Source organism: Streptomyces sp. NPDC002499, assembly GCF_053595415.1.
Window position 1 is genome coordinate 185,238 of the sequence record NZ_JBSFXO010000015.1, and the last position, 18,660, is coordinate 203,897.

Sequence of the window (18,660 nt, forward strand, 5' to 3'; positions counted from 1 at the left end):
TGGCCGCCGGAGGCAACCGGCGGGGAGTTGTCCACAGGTCCGGCGACCGGTTCGCCATTTGTCGGCGGTGTCTGGAACGCTTGTGGCATGGAGATTCTCTGGGTCCTGATGGCGGCGGTCCTGCTCGGCTTCGTGCTGCTGCCCTTCCTGCGGCGCAGGCGGGGCATGATCGAGCAGGTCCCGGCCGGCCACCCGGACGCGGCCGACCCCGCGAACTACGGCTTCGCGCGGGAGGAGGAGCTGGACGTCCGCATGCCCGGCCCCGACCAGGACCTGCTGAACGTCCTGGACCTGGTGCAGCGCACGCACGACTACCGCGCGGCCCAGCAGCTGCTGGCCGGTACGGAGGCCGCGGGCGAGCTGCGCTGGCAGCGGGTGCAGGCGTTCGCGGGCGCGGCCTCGCTGGAGCTGCGGCAGCGGCCGGGCGGGGTCAGTGAGACGCCGGGCGGGCAGTGGCTGCGGGTGTGGCGGGCCGAGCACCCCAAGGACGCGGGCGGTGCGGCGGTGCATGCCGAGTTCCTGGTGCAGCAGGCGTGGCGTACGTCGACGCCGGGCACGGACGAGTTCCGGATCATCATGGAGGAGGCGAGGTCGGCCTGCGGCGACGCGGCGCTGCTCGCGCCGGGCGATCCGATCCCGTACATCGTCGAACTGTCGGTGGCCCGCGGCCTCGCCTACTCCCAGTCGGAGTTCGAGCAGCTCTGGCTGAAGATCCTGGACCGGGCGCCGGCGCACATGGGGGCCCACCTGGCGGCCCTGCACTACTGGTGCGAGAAGTGGCACGGCTCGCGGACCCTGGCGAACTCCTTCGCGGAGGCGGCCGCCGCTCGGGCGCCCCAAGGCTCCCTCCTCGCGGCGATGCCCCTGTTCGCGGTCTTCGAGCACCTGCCCGAGGTGAACATGGTCAGCAGCTTCTACCAGAGCGAAGTGGTGACCAAGGCGATACACGGAGCGCTCTTCGCGGTCCACGCCGCCCGCCCCGACGACCCGATGCTGGCGCACGTACGCCACATGCTGGTCTTCTTCCTGGTCCGCGGCGAACGCTGGTCGGAGGCGATGAACCAGCTCGTCCACATCGACGGCCACGTGGGCGCACTGCCGTGGACCCTGTCGGCGGACCCGGCGGCGGAGTTCGCGGTGTACCGGGCACTGGCGGTGGCGGGCTACGAGGCGAACGGAGGGAGCCCGGCGACGTTGCCGCACTGAGCTCGGCCACCGGGCGGCTGGGTTACCGGAATTCCGGTAGCCCGCAAGCGCGTTGAGGCGTAGGGCCCCTCTGACCTCCCGGATGGAGACCGAATGTTCCCGTTCCCGGACAGCCGTACACCCCGGCTGCCGACACCCGAACAAGCTCTGCGTGGCCGCACCGAGCCGATCTTCTCGCTCCCCGACCGCCACACGGTCCTGGGCACCCCGCTCCTCGGCCCCTACCCCGGGCACCTGGAGATCGCGGACTTCGGCCTGGGCTGCTTCTGGGGCGCCGAGCGCAGGTTCTGGCAACTCCCGGTGGGCGTGTGGACGACGTTGGTCGGCTACCAGGGCGGCTACACCGAGAACCCCGCGTACGAGGAGGTCTGCTCGGGCCTCACCGGCCACACGGAGGCGGTCCGCGTGGTCTACGACCCCGAACTGATCTCGTACGACGGCCTCTTGAAGACCTTCTGGGAGTCCCACAACCCCACGCAGGGCTTCCGCCAGGGCAACGACGTAGGCACGCAGTACCGCTCGGCGATCTACACCCACACCCCGACCCAGGCAGCCCTGGCCACCGCCTCCCGCGAGGCCTACCAGAAGGTCCTGACGGCTTCGGGTTGGCGCACGATCACGACGGAGATCCTGCCGGCGGAGGGGCGGGCGTTCTATCCGGCGGAGGGGTATCACCAGCAGTACCTTTCGGGCAGCAAAAACCCGGGCGGGTACTGCGGGTTGGGCGGGACCGGTGTCGCTTGCCCGATCGGCGTGGCGAAGGCCGAAGGCTGACGTCACCGGGTGGGCTTCGGAACGCACGCGCGCAGAGTCCGTGACGAGCGGCTCCCGCTCTCTCGACGGCACATGGCACTGAGGTGTGCCGTCGGGCAGCACTGTCCGCTCGGCTTCAACGCAACGTGGGCGTATCTCGCCGCGACGGCGTGCCCCGCACCCGATCTGCGCAGGGATCCTGCGGCCCTGCTGCGCGCGCTGGAAACGTTGGAGGAGAGCCGAGCGGCTCATCTGCAGGCGGTGGATGACTTAGCTGCCCGCCGCCAGACAGAGAAGGCAGACGGCCGACGCACTCCGCGAGCCTCCGACACGGCCACCCTTCATGGACCCCACTGGCCGAGTGCAACAGCCCCCTCCCGACTGGGGTTGATCGCCGCCGTGGCGAACCGACACTCGGCATTCCAGCGCATCCCGTACCCCGACGAAACGCTCTCCCCCGCCATCCAAGTGCAGCAACTCGCCGACCTGCACGCACAACTCGACGCCTGCGCCGCTTCGTACCTCAAGGCCCTCGGCCACCTCGACGACCCGGCAGCAGAGCAACTGGTCAACACCATCCATGGCATCCGCAGCCATACCCAGCCCGGTTACTCGCTTCTGAACATGTACCTGCTCCCGTGGCTACGCTTCGCGAACCTGCTCTCCTACGCCGCAGAAGCCTCCTAGGCAATTGAGCACTGACACCAGCAGTATCTTTCGGGCAGCAACAACCCGGGCGGGTACTACGGGCTGGGCGGGACGGGGATCAAGGTAAGTTCGCGTCCGTGCCGGAGATGGCAGAGCAGCAGGGTCTGCAACTTGGTGTCCACTAGAGCGGGTGTGCTGCGGGCTGCCAGACAGTAGGCGGCACAGCCTGTCAACACGTCGTCAGGCTGATCCAGCTGCGCGGCATCAGCCGTCCTGGAATCGCTTTCGGTCATACCGGCCGCGCCCTGCATGATTGGTCCCGCCCATCGCCACGATTAAAGACATGGCGACTTCGGGGGCAAAGAGCAGCCGACTCGGCGGCTTAGGACAGTGGTGGGGCGTCTTGGCCGGCGCACTCCTCATCGCAGCGTGGATCAATGAATCAGCAGGCCCAGTGGTGATCATCACCCTTTCCGCGGCGGTCCTCCTCTGGTCCTTCTTCCAAGCTCCAGTGACCTGCGGGGCTCCAGTCCGAGGACGAGCCGATGGCTGCCGCAACAACGCGACCGGCATCCTCATGGGCTGCCACATCCATCAACACCGCTGGCAGAAAATCAAGTTGCTGATCGTCCGGCGGCGTGTGCGTGAATTCTGCTCCGGACTGTTCTCAGACGGGAAGGCCACTCTCGTCACACTCGCAGCAGCAGGCAGCTTCCTCTCAGGACTGGTGGCGTTCATACCTGGCGTCGCCCTCTGAACAACGGGTCACCTGACAGCACAGCCCCGCCGGGACCGGTGCGTCCTGCCCAATCAGTGTCGCCAAATCCGAGGGTTGACGACGGAGCGCATGTCCCTTGGGGTCCAACGCTGAGCGGCGCGCACTGGGCTGTGTCGCAGCTACGCACACCGAGGTCCACAGAGCTCAGAGGCCGCGGAACGTACTGCAGTAGGACTGGACCTGGGCTCACCCAAGCCTCCGATATTCGTACTTTTTACGCATGTTCCTCCCGCTCTTCGGCAATTAACGTCCCTGGGATGGGAGTTGTGCAACTGCGGACGATTCTGCGCGTGAGTGCTGTGGTCGGACTTGTCCTGGCCCTGAGTAACCCGGCTGTGGCGTCATCGGCATCAAGGGCGGGGCACCACGCGACATTGCCCTCGTGGCGCTTCGTACACACTGCCACGAGCAACACCTTGATCGCGGTCGACGTTGTGGACCGTTCTGCAGTCTGGGCCACCGGAGGCGGGTTCCAGGGCGCGGTCGGCGGTGCCGTAGTGCGGACCGTGGACGGGGGTCGCTCCTGGCAGGACGTGACCCCTCCAGGAGGAGCAATCGACGAATTCCGGGACGTCGAGGCACTGGACCGTAACCACGCGCTCGTGCTGGCGCTGAGCGATGACACCGCCGGGGTATCCGCGCGCATCTACCGGACCGCTGACGGCGGAGCCAGCTGGCAGCAGGTGTTCCGCGCCGAGGATCCGCACACGTTCTTCTCCTGCATGGCTTTCTTCGACCGCCATCACGGTCTCGCCGTGGGCGACGCGGTCGGCACCAGGTTCCCCCTGCTGGAAACCATGGACGGTGGTCGCAGCTGGCACCCCGCGCCCACCACCGGGGTGCCCGACACCTTCCCCGGCGCAGGTGCTCTGGCAACCGGCACGTGTCTGGTCACCAAGGGCCGTCACGACGCCTGGTTCGGGACGACCGGCGTCAGCGGGAGCGGCCACAACCCGCAGGTGTTCCACACGCGGAACGGCGGCAGGACCTGGACCGTGGCCGACACACCGATACCAGGCACGACAGGGAACATCGCTTCCCTGTCCTTCCAGAACCCCAAAGACGGCCTAGCCGTGGGCGGCAACTTCAGCCCATCCCAAAGCATCGACGTCGGTGTGGTCGCCCGTACATCCGACGGCGGTGCGTCATGGGCGCTCGGTGATACCCCCGCCGGCTTCAGGAACAGTGTCACCTGGATACCTGGCCACAGGGACACCGCGATCACCGTCGGCCCGGACGGAAGTGACGTCACGACCGACAGCGGACGAACTTGGTCCCGCTTCGACCGAAGTCTCCTCCTCGGGATCAACTGCTCACACCATGAGGCTTGTTGGGCCGTCGGTGAGAATGGAATGGCAGCCCGGCTCGCAATACCACGTCATTAACATGCCACCCCTCGCACTCACGGTTCTACCGCCGCTCCTCCACTGCCTGAGTGATGGCAACGAATCCACGGGATGTGGTGGACGACGTTCAGGCGAGTTATTTTCTAGTACGCAATATCGCCAGCAGTACTTGGACAAGAATCCGGCGGGGTACTGCGGGATCGAGGGGACGGGTGTCAAGCTAAGCGACCCGTTCGAGACGAACTGGGAGGCTTCTTCCCCGACGGGCATTGCGCCTGTTGAAAAGTAGGCGAAACACTCGATCGATCCTCTGGTCAGGACGGTAAGGGGCGGGCTGACATGGGTGAGCTGTGGAGTGCGATCGCTGCCCTCAGCGGGGCCGGCGTTTTGGCCGTCACCGTTGCAGCGTGGTGGACCCAGCACCGAGAGACAACCGCGCGTGACGCCAAGGCAGCCCAAGGACGGGCGGCCTCAGTGATCGCGTCGGCTCCGTGGACAAGCAACACGACGATCAATGTGCAAGTCACCAACGGAGGTTCTACTGCTCTCACGGACGTCGAAGTCATTGATGTTCGGCGCCATCCTGCGCTCCCTGGTGACAACTGGCGGCTCGCAACCGCCCACGGACCCAACACCCGGACCGCATGCCTCCTTCAGCCACGGGAATCACTGACAGCGAAGGTGGAGTTGATCGATGGTTCCGGTGAGTCTGTCGGCCAAGCAGCGGGCATCGGTTTGGTGGTCGTCTTCAGGTTCCTGGACGCGGACGGTCAGTGGTGGCGCCGGCAAATGGGCAGGCCGCCCCAGCGGTATGAGGTCCAGCCTGTTGCGTAGTGGGTTACATGACAGCACAGGCTCGCTGGGCCCGGACCGATCGCTGTCGCCGTCGAAATTCAGTGGCCACCCAACCCGACCGACCTCACGCTGTACGCCATGGAAGAACCGCAACACCGGATCCGCGCGGCCTACTCGGAATCCACGATCACCGTCTACCAGGCGTACTCCCCCGAGATCGGCCTGCCTGCCGTCCGCGACGGCCGTTTCCCTGCCGCGTGGAAGCGGGAGCGGATGACATGGATCAAGCCGTCCTTCATGTGGATGATGTACCGCTGTGGCTGGGCTACGAAGCCAGGTCAGGAGACCGTCCTGGCCGTCGAGATCACCCGCGACGGCTTCGAGTGGGCGTTGCGTCATGCCTGTCTGTCGAGTTACGTCCGTGGGGTTCATCCCGACCAAGCCACCTGGCAGCGTGAGTTGAAGCGTGCACCGGCACGCGTGCAGTGGGACCCCGAACGGGACCTGCGTCTTCAGCCCTTGCCGTACCGCTCCCTGCAACTCGGCCTCTCTGGTGAGGCGGTTCGGCGCTATGCCGATGAGTGGACGGTCGGCATCTGCGACGTGACGCCGCTCGTGCACGAGATCCATTCCCTCGTCAGCGACGGCGATCAGGACTCCGCCGCCCGGCTGTTGCCCCGGGAGCGCCCCTATCTCGTAGGAGAGGAGCTTCTTGCCCACCTACGGGGATGACGGGTTGGTTGCTTCTTCGGGCCGTCCCGTTGGTACATACGCAGATGCCTGCTCAGAGATCCGTCGGAGGGACGGCTCGTTGGGCCTGCCAGATGGAGCGTAGTTCGGCGGCCGCTCGGTGCGCTGCCTCTTGGGAGTCGGGGCGTGGGGCGGGGGTCCTTGAACCGGCCAGGTCCCGGCCGGTGAGCGACCGTGGAGGTACGGCAGTCCAGTCCCTCCGGTGCACCACGGCGACGTACCCGTCTCCGTGGGCCGCTTCGTCCCGCCAGTCGTCCGGTGGCGCCATGAGGACGCGAAGGGACTGTTCATCCAGCCATTCCAGACCCAGCACCTGCCGACCAGGTTCGTGCTCGATGAGGGAGACGACCGCGCCCGTTTTGAAGTGCAGAAGCAGTAGCTCGCCCTCGAAGAAGTAGCCGCCGTCGTACCTTCCGGTGCCTGTCGCGAGCAGCGGGCGGCTGGGATGGAAGGCCATCGCGTGGACCGGGAAGCGTGAGGCGAAGGACGCCCTGCGGTCGAAGGAGCGGGTTCTGTAGACCGCGACCGGAGTGGTCGTACCGGGTGTATCCCTGCCTGCCACGGCCAGTAGGTCGCGCCGCTCGTCCTGGACGACCAGGAGTGGGGCGCCGATTCCGAGAAAGGACCAGCCGTCGGGGGGATTTTCGTCCGAAGCCGCCATGCCGTGATCTTCTCAACTCCCCGGCCGCGCAGGGTAGTCACCGACGCGAGAGCATAGAGGGGTGATGGTGGGGTGATGAAGCGGCTCAAGAGGGCGGATCCGGAAGAGCGACTCGTTCGTGAGCCGGTGCTCTCCGCGTATCAACAGGCCCTGCGGGATCGGCTTCTCGCCGCGCCTGTGGTGCCTGCGCCCGAACCCTGGCGGCCCGTCTTCGAGTCCACGTACGGCGTCCCTGTCGGCGGGCTCCTCGGGATCGGCTTCGCGTCCCACCCCGAGAGCGGCCGTGACCTGGTGATGGTCGTCTCCAACGACGGTCATGGTCTCTTCGACGCCGCCACCGGGGAGAAGATCGCCAGAGACCGCGACCCTGCCCCCGAGGACGGCACCCCCGACGCCGTCGCCGACCTGACCTGCCCCGGGCTGGGGCCGATCGCCGGCAGCCGCGTGCGCATCGCGGAGCTGTTCGGCGGCGGGTTGCACACCACGACCGACGACGGCTGGACGCTGGAGTCCGTCGCGCCGGACTGGCCCCACCATCGTGTGCATCTTTCGGCCGACCGCGGACTTCCCCACTCTGGCCCGTACGGGGAGCAGTGGTGGCACATTTTCCACTCCACCTACTCGGAGCTGCGAGCCTTCGGCTTCTCGCCCTCCGGCCAGACCATCGCCGTCGCGACGAGCAGTGATGTTTCTCTGTGGACCCGCCGCCCCGGACACAGCCACGGCAGCGACGTTCGGCACTGAACACTGACCGTCCATGCCACGCGGTTCTTGGAGTGTCGGGCCGGTCACGAGGGTAGTTTCCCGCCGGGACATGCCGTTGGCCCGGGGGTGTACGTGGACGCGGAACTGTCGCTCGGCCTGTTGGGTGCGCTGATAGCCATCGGCGGGCTGTACTACGCGTGGCGGGCGCTGGACCAGGGTGTCGTCGAGGAGTCCCGGGCGTCCTTCGTCAAGGAACGGACAGACCTCCGTCAGCGGTTTGTGCACCTGTGCGAGACGGCCGCTGACATGCACGTTCTGGCCCGCCCTTCCCTGGAGCGGATCGGTGGTACCTCCTTGCTGTGGGAGGCTGCCATGCGCCCGCCGGCCCCTGTTCCGCTGTCGGCGGTGACGGTGGAATGGCAGGGCGTTGCCCCACCCGTCAACCTGCCGTTGCTGCACGCGGCGCGGCGTTGTCTGCCGAGGGAACCCAAGGGGAGATACGAACGCTATTCCGCCGCCATGGGGGCCTTGGCGCGCCCTACCCTCTTCGAGGATCGACCGTCCTTTCGCCTTGTGCGGGCCGACTGGTCTCAGCCGGGAGAGCCCCGTCTGGTTTTCGGCATCGGCCAGTACTTCGACCTCATCGACCAGAACGAGGCTGTGGCTCACGAACTGGCCGTGGCCACGCGACGGGTGCCCGAGGAGAGACCGCCCTGGCGAGCCGTACCCATGCGCAGACTCCTGGCCGACGATCCCCTGTCGCTCGAGGAACGTGTCGTACTCCCCTCCGTCGCCACTCTGACTCTGCGCCGTACGCCCGACGGGCAGGGCACGTTCTTCCTCCTCTACCGGGAAGCCGGGCACGTCGCCACGGGAGAGGGCATCTACGGGCCGATCCCCGCCGGCATGGTTCAGCCGGCGTCGCTCTCGCCTCTCGCGTACCGGCAGGACCTGGATCTGTGGCGCATCGTCATGCGCGAATACAACGAGGAGTTGCTCGGAGCGCCGGAGGCCAAAGGGGACTTGGGCTCCGAAGTGGACTACGGCCTGCCTCCGTACAGCCTGCTCAACGCCGCCTTGGCGGACGGCTCGTTGCGGGTGTGGTGCTTGGGCATGGCGTTGGAGCCGCTGAATCTCGCCGTGTGCGTCCTGACCGTGGCGGTATTCGAAGCGGCCACGTTCGACACGGTCTTCGCCGAGGCGGTGGAGCGGAACGAAGAAGGCATTGTGGTCGGTGGACCACGTTCGAACGGGACCGTTACCGGCCTGCCGCTCGACGACGCCAGCGTCAACGACCTTCCCTCCGACCGTATGTCACCCCCCGCCGCTGGTTTGCTCCAACTGGCCTTGAAACATAGGGATGTTCTGCTCTCTGACCCCGATCAGGTCCAGGCGTAGAGGGGCTGTGATCGCGGCTTCACGTGGGTCTTCAAGCCGCGATGGGGCCAGCGCTCGCGTCCCGACCGTCGTCAGCTCAGGCTCTCCGCCCGGCGGCGCCGCACGGCGACGAGCACGCCCGCACCCGTGATCACCGCCGCGGCGGCCATGCCCGTGATCGGCAGTGTCGAGGACCCGCTCTCCGCCAGGCTGCCGCCGGTCGACGACGTCCCGGCGCCGCCAGTTGTTGTCGTCGTCCCGTCACCGCCGGACGACGACGACCCGCCGCCCGATCCGGTCGATCCAGCCGATCCGCTCGACCCGCTCGACCCGCTCGACCCGCCAGAGTTCCCCGAGCCGCCGCCCGTCGAGCCCGTCTGTCCGTCACCCGTGACGTCCAGCGTGATGTCGGCCTTGTCGTTGGCCTTGTCGGGGTCGAACGGCCGTGCCTCGGTGCTCAGCGCCACCGAGCCCTTGGCGTGCGCCACCCGCTTGTCGATCTTCAGCTGGAAGGTGTAGGTCTCTCCGCCGCCCTCGTTGAGTGCCGGCTGCCTCATGCCGCAGTGGTACACGTGACGCTCGAGCCGGCAGAACGCGGCGGTCTTGACGACCGATGTTCCAGCGGGCGGTGTGATCAAGACGCTTACGGACTGATCCCAGTACGGGGCCATGACCCAGGCCGGCCCGGCGTTGGTGAACTCCACCTTCATCGGCACCGTTTCACCGACGCTCCCCGTCAACTCGGCGCCCGTCACCTGGAAGTCGGCCGTGTTGACGGAGGTGACGGGGACGTCGACCACGCGTGCGGAGCCCTCGCTGCCGGCCTGGCTCGCGACGAGTCTCACCGCCGGGGCGGTTCCCACCACCGGCGTACTGCCGTTGTCGTCCGCAACCGGATCGCCTTCCCCGGCGCGCACGCGCAGTTCGTCGTAGAGCGCGCGGTCCAGCACCTCGGCACGGAGAGGCGTCTCGGGCGTGTAGACGGCGCCCGGCTCGACCGCCTGGTCGAACTCGCACACCACGGTCCATCTCTCGGGCATCTCGTCGTAGGGACGGACGTGCTGTGAAAGGCAGTTGGAGGGAATCTCCGTGAAGTCGAGTCCCCGCGTGACGCCGTAGTAGATCCACGCCTTCTCGGCCGCCACGGTGCCCTTGTTCGCCACGGTGACCGGTACGTCGAAGGTGCTTCCCGGTTTCGCCCCGTCGATCGGCGCGATGCCTCCGACGACCAGCTCGGGCGCGGGTTCGTCGGCGAAGGCGGCGGGAGCCGCAGCGAGCGCGACCAGGCCGACAGCGCCGAGGGCGGCGACAACGGCACGGGAGGCGCGACGGTTGTACGGAGGCATCGGCATGGAGAGAACCCCTGTTGGAATACGGGCGAACGGACGGTGTCCCCCGGGGGACATCCCTGCGCTCGCTAGACTCCTGCCGGTCCCGAACGGTTGCGCGCCCGGTGCCTTCTGCGCCCCCTGCTGTACGGGGCGTTGCGGCCCGGCCGTTGCCCTGGGCACCCCGCAGTCCCGTGGGAGGAACGGCTCCTGCCCACCTACGGGGATGACTGGCGGGACCGATCGCCCAGATACGAGGGAAGGGGAACGCCCCGGTCGGCGGCGACGGCACGCGCGCCCCGAAGGCATGCCGCCCAGCGTCGTCCAGCACGGTCCTGGACGACCACGACAGGCTCCTCCTGGCACTGGTTCTCGCGATCGCCGTGCCAGGTGCAGCGTTCCTCCCGCCGGGACACACTGTTCGCTCGCAGGTCCGTCGGGTAGCACAGCCACACATCGTCCTTCTCCACACCCATACCGCCAAGGTAGAGACCGCACGGCGCAATGGCTCCCGCCATGCGTACAGCCGGCCGACATGCGACATGGCGGCGCAGGCCTGCCGTGAGGGGGCAGCGTGGTTCGGCCGGCACATCTGGAACCGGCCCATCTAGAAGAGGCGAGCGCGCATGTGCTTCGGGAGGTTCTCAAGGACCTCCCGAAGCCACGGGCTGCCGACCGCCAGGAGCCTGACCAGCGTCTGCTGGAAGGTGCTCGGATCGGCCCGGAAGAGGTAATTGGGGCGCGGCGGTTGCGGGTTGTCGCGGAGCACTTCGTGAGGCATGGCCCCCGACGCGGGGACGGGCAGTCGCGGCTCGGGGGAGGTCAGCCACAGCCAGACCCCGTACGGCAGCGGCACCGAGTATGCCGGGCCTGCGTGGGTCCAGGTCTCTCCCGTCTGCGGGTGATCCGGCACGAGGAGTATGTCGGCGTCCGCATCAGGGGCGTACACCCCCGGTCCGGCGAGGACGGCGCGTCGCGACGGCGGGCCTCCGGGCAGCAGGACGTCGAGGGCGCGTTGGAACACCTCTTTGGACAGGCCGTCCGGGACGGTCACGGGCCGGCCTTCCGACGCCACCAGCAGGTGGGCGAGCGCCCGACCGACTGCCGCCTCCCACGCCGGGCTCCACGACCACCAGTGGTTCGATCCCCGCCGCGATCCCCACGTGGTGAGCGGCTCGAACGGGGGCGTGGCCTTCCCGTTCGCCGTCAACTCCGCCCATGAGAGCGGTGCCACCTCGGGGCCGACGAGGAGGCGGCGCACGGCGTTCGGGGCGAGCCACACCGCCTGCCAGAGCGAGCAGTCGTCGATCCGGCTCGCCACGGGTTGGCCGCACGACTCGCAGGCCATGTTGGGGCCGTCCGCCCCGTCGAGGCCACAGCAGTAACCGCCGCTCCTATCCGGGAGCAATCGGGTGCCTCGGGCATCTCCGGGTGAGATCACTATCGCGCCGGGGTCGCCGTCGGACAGGGCGTGAACCGGCGCGTGGACGCCGCGAGCCGCCGCCTCGCCCGGATCGATGTCCGCCCACGCCCGCCACGGCGGCCCCCAGGGCTCCGGATCCACGGCGAACGTGCCCGACTCCATGAGCACCGGGAGCTGAATCCCGTTCCCGAACTTCTGGTGCGCATGGACCGGCAGGGCAACCTGGGACAACGGGGTGGTCAGTCCGGCGTCACACTCCGCGCACACGAAGACGAACAAATGCCCTCCGCTTGGGGATCCACAGACGGGTTACGCGTCTCCGGTCTCATCGGCTCCGGTGACCGATGAACCGACGAACACCGCCAGGTAGCGAAACTCTCCGCCTGCACCACCCTGTTCGGAGTACGTCTCCCATTTGAGCGGGTAGGTGCCTCGCAGAATGCAGGTGTTCGGCTCGTAGGTTCCCTCGGCCCAGAGCAGGGTCCCAGCCAGCTCCCGTCCGTCGTGGATGCGGAAGTCGTGATCCCGAGTACGTCCGCGACCGGCGCCCGGCGGAGTCCACAGGGACGCCTCGTTGGTCAGCAGGAGGGCAAGTCCGTTCTCATTGCGCTGTCGGCAGAAGCGCTCCAGCCTCACTATGTCCCGAACGAAGTGCAGGCGAGCGAGGTCGGTGGCGGCATGTGCCTTCAGCGCGTAGTCCTCGACCGGAGTGCCGGCCGTGCCCGTCCAGCTTCGGGTGAAGTACTTGAATTCGATCGCAGTACGACGCTCAGGACCGAGGCACAGGAGGTCCAGGTATTCGGTCCTGTCCTCTCCTCGCTGCGGTACCTCAAGTCTGGAGCGCACTTCCGGCGCCAACTGCCAGAGCACCTGGGCAAAGCTGTGCTGCAGATCGGCTTCGGAATGGAAAACCGGCCTGCGCTGAGAGAGCTGCGCCATGACGTTGTCGAGCGGGGCCTGTCCAGCGATGAGGGCCATATGGTCCGTCCCTTCCCATGACCTCTACTCGCCCGGCGGTACTCGGACGAAGCCCTCGGCCCAGTTGTCCTCATCGAGCTGACAGGCACGGACGGGAAGTTATCAGCACACGGGGTCGTGGGCCCTCGGTATCAGGAGCGGCACAGGGGGCGGGGGTGCCCATTGACGGACCCCCGCGCGCCAAGACATTGCCGGCCGAAGTCACCAACGGTCAAAGCAACGCCTCAGGGCGGATCGGCAGGTTCGTCAGGCGTTTTCCCGTTGCGTTGAACACCGCGTTGCCGATCGCGGGGGCCACCCCGACGATGGTGATCTCGCCGAGGCCCTTCACGCCGATCGGGTCGGCCTGTGGGTCCTCGGTGTTGATGAAGGCGGCGTCGAGGTCGGGGACGTCCGCGTTCACCGGCACCAGGTAGTCGGCGAGGCTCGCGTTGATGATGCGGCCGTCTCGGTGGTCGGTGACGGTGCCCTCCAGGAGGGCCATTCCGATGCCGCCGACCATGCCGCCGATGGCCTGGCTGTGGGCGAGTTTGGGGCTGATCACCCGTCCCACGTCGTACGCCGCGAAGATCCGCCGGATCCGGACCAGGCCCAGCAGGGGGTCGACGGAGACCTCGGCGAAGACGGCTCCGTAGCCGTACGTGGAGATCTTCGAATCGGCGTCGCCCGGGCCCCAGTTGCCCGTGATGTCGAGGCTGGGCAGACCGGCTCGGCGCAGGATGTCCCGGTAGCTGTCCCGGCCTCCACCGGTCGCCGACAGGTAGCCGTCACTCACGCGCACGTCCGCCGGATTCGCGCCGTGGAGAGGGGAGTCGGGGTCCGCCACCGCCCTGCGGATGAACTCCGTCCTCAGCGCGTTGCACGTGGTGTGCGCGGCCGAGCCCACGCTCGCCATGGTGCAGGCCGCCGCGTGCAGGGGCGCGGTGGGGTAGCTGGAGTCGCCCAGCCTGAAGGTGACCGCCGAAGCCGGCAGCCCCAGGGCGTCCGCGGCGACCTGCATCACCGAGGTGGTGGTGCCGGGGCCCATGTCCGCGGTGGCCGCGAAGACTTCGGCGGTGCCGTCGGCGTGGATCCGGGCCCGGGCACTGGAGTCGCGTCGGTTGTTGTGGTAGCTGGCGGTGGCCATCCCCATGCCGATGAGGAGGTCGCCGTCCGTGTGCGAGCCGGGCTTGGCGTTCCGTCGGGACCAGCCGAAGCGGCGTGCGCCGGTGGCGTAGCACTCGCGCAGTTTCCGGGTGGAGAAGGGGAGTTGGTTGACCTCGTCCTGGGTCGGTTCGTTGCGCAGCCGCAACTCAACCGGATCCACGGCCAGTTCGTGCGCGAGCTGGTCCATCGCGGTTTCCAGGGCGTAGTTGCCGAGCACCACGCCCGGGCCTCGCATGGAGCACGGAGACTGGACGTCGACGGGCGTGACCCGGTAGGCGGTACGGGTGTTGGGGACGCCGTAGAGGAACTGCGGCAGGTCGGTCAGGCCGTCCGTGTAGGTCGCGTAGCGCGCGTTCTCGATCCGGACCTCGTAGACGAGCGCGCTGACCCGCCCGGCCGCAGTGCTGCCGAGGGCCATCCGGTGCCTGCTGGCAGGACGGAACCCGGTGCCGTAGTAGAACTGGCGCCTGGTCAGGACGACCTTGACGGGCTTGCCGACCTCGCGCGCGGCGAACGCGGCCAGGATGACATGGTCGTAGGTCTGGATTCCGCTGCCGAATCCGCCGCCCAGGAACTCGTTGTGCACGCGTACGTTGCCGACGGCGATGCCGAGCGCGCCGGACACCGTGCGCGCGGCGCCCTGGGCCCACTGGGACTTGTCCCAGAGTGTCAGCCGGCCGTCCTGCCACTGGGCGATGGTCGAGGGCAGTTCGATGGGGTTGTGGTTCTCGCGGGCGGTGGTGAGTTCCAGGTCCACCTTCACCTGCGCGGAGGCCAGCGCGCCCGTCGGGTCGCCGCGGCTGTAGTCGGGCTCGTCGGCGGGTGTCTGCGAAGGGATGCCGGAGGCGTCGAAGTCCGTTACCGCGTCCTGCCGTTCGTACGTCGCCTCGACCAGCGAGGCGCCATGGGTCGCCGCCTCCAGGGTCTCCGCGACGACGACCGCGATGGGCTGGCCGTAGAAGGCGATCCGGTCGACGGGGTGGGCGAGGCGCAGGCTGGCGAAGTCGGTGAGGACGTGCAGGACGCCCGGGTGGCCGAGCGCCGCGTCCACCGAGATCCGGCTCACCGTGCCGCGGGCCACCGTGCCGTTGACGATCACGCCGTACAACAGGCCTTCGAGGCGGTGCTCGGCCGAATAGGTGGCCGTGCCGGTCACCTTGCGGTGGGCGTCGACGCGGGAGAGCCGCTGCCCGACGACGGTCGTCGCCATCACTGTCCTCCGATCGTCATGAGCTGGCGGCGCACGGTCCGTTCGACCAGTTGCACCTTGAAGGCGTTCTCGGAGAGCGGTTCGGCGCCCTCGGCCGCGAGGGCCGCGGCGGCCGTCCACGTCCGGCGCCCCGGCCGCTTGCCGACGAGCGCCTCCTCCACCCTGGGCAGCCGCCACGGCACGGTCGCCACCCCGCCGACGGCCACCCTGGCGCCGCGCACCACGCCGCCCCTGATGTCCAGCGCCACCGCCGCGGACGCGAGGGCGAACTCGTACGACTGCCGGTCGCGGACCTTCAGATAGCCCGAGCGGCGCGTGTGCGCTCCCGCGGGGACGGTGAGGGAGGTGATGAGTTCGCCGGACCTGAGGGAGTGCTCCTTCTGCGGTGCGTCCCCGGGACGGAGGAAGAAGTCCTGGATCGGGATGGAGCGGGGGCCGTCGAGGCCTCGCACCTCGACCACGGCGTCCAGCGCCACCAGGGCAACTGCCAGGTCGGAGGGGTGAGTTGCCACGCAGTGGGAGCTCGTGCCCAGGATCGCCTGCATACGGTTGTCACCGTCCCGGGCGTCGCAACCCGAGCCCGGGTCACGGCGGTTGCACGCGGAGTGGACGTCCCGGAAGTACGGACAGCGGGGCCGCTGCATGATGTTGCCCCCGATGGAGGCCATGTTGCGCAGCTGCGCCGAGGCCCCGAGTTCGAGCGCCTGCGAGAGGAGCGGGTACGTGGCCCGCACCTCCGGATGCGCGGCGAGCTCGCTCATCCGGACCAGGGAACCGACGTGCACCCCTTGCCGGGTGACGGTGATGTCCTTGTACGGCAGCGCGTTGATGTCGACCACGTGCGCGGGGCGCTCGACGGTCTCCCGCATGAGGTCGACCAGGGTGGTCCCGCCGGCGATGTAACGGCCGTTGCCGGCACCGGCGTTGAGCGCGGCGGCGGTGGTGGAGACCCGGCTGAAGGCGAAGGGATGCATGCGCTCACGCCTCCTTGGCGGTCTGCTCGATGGCGGAGACGATGTTCGTGTACGCCCCGCACCGGCAGAGGTTGCCGCTCATCCACTCGCGGATCTCCGCCCGGGAGCCGGTGTGGCCCTCGGCGATACAGGCGACGCCCGACAGGACCTGCCCCGGCGTGCAGTAGCCGCACTGGAGGCCGTCGTGGTCGATGAACGCCTGCTGGAGCGGGTGCAGTTGCTCGTCCCGGGCGAGGCCCTCGATGGTGGTGACGTGCGCGTCCTGGGCCATCACGGCGAGGACGAGGCAGGAGTTCACCCGCCGGTCGTCCACGAGCACCGTGCAGGCTCCGCAGGCGCCCTGGTCGCAGCCCTTCTTCGTGCCGGGGAGGTCCAGGTGCTCGCGGAGCAGGTCGAGGAGTGAGGTGCGGTTGTCGACCTGCGCGGTGCGCTGCTCGCCGTTGACCGTCAGACGGACGGTGGAGAGCTGGTCGGCCGGCGTGGGTGCGGCCGCGGACGCCGATGCGGGCAGGCGGTCCGAGCTCAGCAGGGGGAGGCCGGCCACCGCTGTCGACGCCGCGACGAAGGTTCGTCGTTTGAGCGTGGTGGCCTCGTCGAACGTTTCCGACATGCGCGATGCACCCTCTCGGTCGACACGTGGCAGGTGATGACACCTGGTGTCATCGTAACAGTGATGACACCAGGTGTCATGGGTGACGAGAGCGACGGGGGAGGTGGGGCGGTGGCGGTGGGTGTGTCTCTTACCTGCGGCCGTGCCTTACCTGCGGCCGTGGCTCGCCTGCGGCCGGAGCTCACCTGCGGCCGGAGCTCACGGCTTACCTGCGGCCGTGGCCTACGGCTTGAGCGGGGCCGCGACCTCGGCCCTGAGCTCCTCCGCGCATTCCCGCAGCAGGGCGTGCAGGTCCTGTGTCTCCGGACCCTCGAGCCAGCATTCGCGCGCGGCTCTCCACGCGGCGGCACCTGCCAGGGCGGTCAGGAAGGCGGCCCGCGGCGCGACACCGCGCTCGCACAAGGCCTCGGTCACGGCCGAACTGGTCTGGGCGAACTTGGTCAGCTGCCGTTCCTGGAGCTCCGGGTTGGCCACGATGACGGCTCGGCGCCGCCTGGCGTGCGCGTGCGCCGTATTCACCATGTTCACGGCGGCGCCGTACCCCTCCAGGACGACGGCGAGCGGCGAGAGGTCGGCCGGCGCGGCGGCCATGGCGTCGACGATCGTCTGGTGGATCCGGGCCGAGAGCGGGAACAGCACCTCGCGCTTGTCGGGGAAGTGGCGGAAGAACGTCCGCTTGGTCAGACCGGCCCGCTCGGCGATCTCGGCGACCGTGGTGTCCTCGAAGCCGCGCTCCTCGTACAGCTCGAGCGCGGCCCGCGACAAGCGGCCCGCTGCGTCCGGCATCCATCGACCCATGTCGCTCATCCTAGTGATGACACTCAATGTCATCGGATATACGTCGATGACGCCTGGGCCGGTGTCAAGCATTTCAGCCTCGCTCACAAGGTACGGCGGCCCCGCCCTCCCCGCTCTACGCTCCCCCGCATGCTGATTCGTCGGACATTGCGGATGATCATCGTGCTCGCTGTGGCTCTCGCCGGAGCGATCGGGGGTGGGGTGGGGACGGCACAGGCCGAGGGGAGCCGGGCCTCGGGCGACTCGTACGGGCGGCAGTTGCTGCTCTACAACCACTCCTACGGGGTTTTCGACCGGGAGACGGCCGACGCCATCGAACACTCCGACTACCTGCGGGAGTTCGCCAACTTCCAGGTGCGCACCACGACCGGCAGCGGCGGACAGACCTGGACCGGGCGCTATCTGCTGGGCCGTGAGACCTACGTGGAGCTGTTCGGAGTCGGTGACGTCCCCGGCCAGGACGGCACCCTCGGGTCCGCCGGGCTGGGTCTGTCGACCGAGCGGGCCGGGGACCTGGCGACGGTCACCGAGCGGCTGAAGGACGAAGGGGTCGCCGAGCCCATCGACTTCCTCCAGACCCGGGACTTCGGTGACGGCGTGCCCGTGCCGTGGTTCGACGCCGTCTTCACCGACACGCAGTACGACGCCTTCGGGGCCTGGGGGATGGAGTACCGGTCGGAGTACTTCGCCGATCCTCGCAGCAAGACCGAGCCGGCGAGCTTCCCCGGTGACGTCGGCCGCGAGCGCGTCCTCCCGGACGACTACCGCACCCACCTGATGCGTGACGTGACGTCCGTACGCATCGCGATCACCGCGGGCGACCTCGCCGACACCGTGCCGCTGCTGCGGGCCGGCGGGTTCACCGTCCGGAGCGTGGCGGGCGGTGGCGTCGTCGCGGAGGGCGGCGGCACCACGATCCGGCTCAACGTCGTCCCGCGTGCCCAAGCGGGTTACCAGCGGGTCGAGATGTCCCTCAACCGGCCCGTGAAGGACCGGCACGTGGAGCAGATCGGCAACTCGACCCTCACGGTCGGCCCCGGCAGCCACGCGGTGTGGACGTTCGCCGCGAACGGCGCGCAGTAGAGGGATTGAGACGTAGGCAGTGGGTGCGCCCTCTCGACAGGGGGCGCACCTGCGCGTCCCGCCGGCCGATTCCCGATCCGTGCGTTGTCAG

The 18,660-nt window shown here is 68.6% G+C and carries 17 protein-coding genes and 1 pseudogene; 10 read left to right on the top strand and 8 right to left on the bottom strand.

The genetic code is table 11. The annotated features are described in order from the left end of the window. The first annotated feature begins 87 nt into the window (after positions 1-87). The 7 genes and pseudogenes from ACWD5F_RS37795 to ACWD5F_RS37825 all read left to right on the top strand — a co-directional run bounded on the left by ACWD5F_RS37795 (position 88) and on the right by ACWD5F_RS37825 (position 6,258). The gene (locus tag ACWD5F_RS37795; protein ID WP_451260810.1) at positions 88-1,206 is read left to right on the top strand and encodes a hypothetical protein; all 1,119 of its coding nucleotides are present in this window, start codon (positions 88-90) and stop codon (positions 1,204-1,206) included. Between the two features lie 93 nt (positions 1,207-1,299). After that, entirely contained in the window at positions 1,300-1,980 is a 681-nt protein-coding gene (gene msrA / locus ACWD5F_RS37800; RefSeq protein ID WP_451260811.1) for a peptide-methionine (S)-S-oxide reductase MsrA, read from the top strand. Positions 1,981-2,346: 366 nt separating this feature from the next. Beyond that, positions 2,347-2,646, top strand: coding sequence for a hypothetical protein (locus ACWD5F_RS37805; protein ID WP_451260812.1), 300 nt, complete (start codon positions 2,347-2,349; stop codon positions 2,644-2,646). Positions 2,647-2,950: 304 nt separating this feature from the next. Next, complete coding sequence (locus ACWD5F_RS37810) at positions 2,951-3,364, top strand: hypothetical protein (protein WP_451260813.1); 414 nt, start codon at positions 2,951-2,953, stop codon at positions 3,362-3,364. Between the two features lie 437 nt (positions 3,365-3,801). Then, positions 3,802-4,770 (top strand): WD40/YVTN/BNR-like repeat-containing protein, encoded by a 969-nt coding sequence (locus ACWD5F_RS37815; protein WP_451260814.1) that lies wholly within the window; start codon positions 3,802-3,804, stop codon positions 4,768-4,770. A gap of 115 nt (positions 4,771-4,885) precedes the next feature. Next, positions 4,886-5,020 (top strand): annotated as a pseudogene (locus ACWD5F_RS37820) (peptide-methionine (S)-S-oxide reductase MsrA); the annotation flags it as partial. A 644-nt stretch (positions 5,021-5,664) separates the two neighbouring features. After that, positions 5,665-6,258, top strand: coding sequence for a DUF4291 domain-containing protein (locus ACWD5F_RS37825; RefSeq protein ID WP_451260815.1), 594 nt, complete (start codon positions 5,665-5,667; stop codon positions 6,256-6,258). 52 nt (positions 6,259-6,310) lie between these two features. Here ACWD5F_RS37825 and ACWD5F_RS37830 read toward each other — a convergent pair whose 3' ends face one another. Beyond that, a complete protein-coding gene (locus ACWD5F_RS37830; RefSeq protein ID WP_451260816.1) occupies positions 6,311-6,937 on the bottom strand; it encodes a hypothetical protein in 627 nt (208 codons plus the stop codon). 75 nt (positions 6,938-7,012) lie between these two features. Between ACWD5F_RS37830 and ACWD5F_RS37835 the strand changes: the two genes are divergently transcribed. Then, positions 7,013-7,681, top strand: a complete 669-nt coding sequence (locus ACWD5F_RS37835; RefSeq protein WP_451260817.1) for a hypothetical protein — start codon at positions 7,013-7,015, stop codon at positions 7,679-7,681. A 93-nt stretch (positions 7,682-7,774) separates the two neighbouring features. Then, a complete protein-coding gene (locus ACWD5F_RS37840) occupies positions 7,775-9,040 on the top strand; it encodes a transcriptional regulator (protein WP_451260818.1) in 1,266 nt (421 codons plus the stop codon). A 71-nt stretch (positions 9,041-9,111) separates the two neighbouring features. On the opposite strand, the gene ACWD5F_RS37845 is transcribed toward ACWD5F_RS37840, so the two are convergent. The 7 genes from ACWD5F_RS37845 to ACWD5F_RS37875 all read right to left on the bottom strand — a co-directional run bounded on the left by ACWD5F_RS37845 (position 9,112) and on the right by ACWD5F_RS37875 (position 17,486). Continuing rightward, the gene (locus tag ACWD5F_RS37845; RefSeq protein ID WP_451260819.1) at positions 9,112-10,371 is read right to left on the bottom strand and encodes a hypothetical protein; all 1,260 of its coding nucleotides are present in this window, start codon (positions 10,369-10,371) and stop codon (positions 9,112-9,114) included. Positions 10,372-10,954: 583 nt separating this feature from the next. Continuing rightward, complete coding sequence (locus ACWD5F_RS37850; RefSeq protein ID WP_451260820.1) at positions 10,955-12,049, bottom strand: hypothetical protein; 1,095 nt, start codon at positions 12,047-12,049, stop codon at positions 10,955-10,957. 30 nt (positions 12,050-12,079) lie between these two features. After that, entirely contained in the window at positions 12,080-12,748 is a 669-nt protein-coding gene (locus tag ACWD5F_RS37855; protein WP_451260821.1) for a hypothetical protein, read from the bottom strand. A gap of 211 nt (positions 12,749-12,959) precedes the next feature. Beyond that, positions 12,960-15,104, bottom strand: a complete 2,145-nt coding sequence (locus ACWD5F_RS37860; RefSeq protein ID WP_451260822.1) for a xanthine dehydrogenase family protein molybdopterin-binding subunit — start codon at positions 15,102-15,104, stop codon at positions 12,960-12,962. Continuing rightward, complete coding sequence (locus tag ACWD5F_RS37865; RefSeq protein ID WP_451260823.1) at positions 15,104-16,078, bottom strand: FAD binding domain-containing protein; 975 nt, start codon at positions 16,076-16,078, stop codon at positions 15,104-15,106. Before ACWD5F_RS37865 ends, ACWD5F_RS37860 begins: the two co-directional genes overlap by 1 nt. A 4-nt stretch (positions 16,079-16,082) precedes the next feature. Further along, positions 16,083-16,688 carry a (2Fe-2S)-binding protein gene (locus tag ACWD5F_RS37870; protein ID WP_451260824.1) on the bottom strand — a complete coding sequence of 202 codons (606 nt, stop codon included), beginning with the start codon at positions 16,686-16,688 and terminating at the stop codon, positions 16,083-16,085. Positions 16,689-16,910: 222 nt separating this feature from the next. After that, on the bottom strand, positions 16,911-17,486 hold the full coding sequence (locus ACWD5F_RS37875) for a TetR/AcrR family transcriptional regulator (protein ID WP_401713617.1): 576 nt from the start codon (positions 17,484-17,486) through the stop codon (positions 16,911-16,913). A gap of 153 nt (positions 17,487-17,639) precedes the next feature. On the opposite strand from ACWD5F_RS37875, the gene ACWD5F_RS37880 reads away from it, so the two are divergent. After that, complete coding sequence (locus ACWD5F_RS37880; RefSeq protein ID WP_451260951.1) at positions 17,640-18,569, top strand: DUF5829 family protein; 930 nt, start codon at positions 17,640-17,642, stop codon at positions 18,567-18,569. Positions 18,570-18,660: the final 91 nt, after the last annotated feature.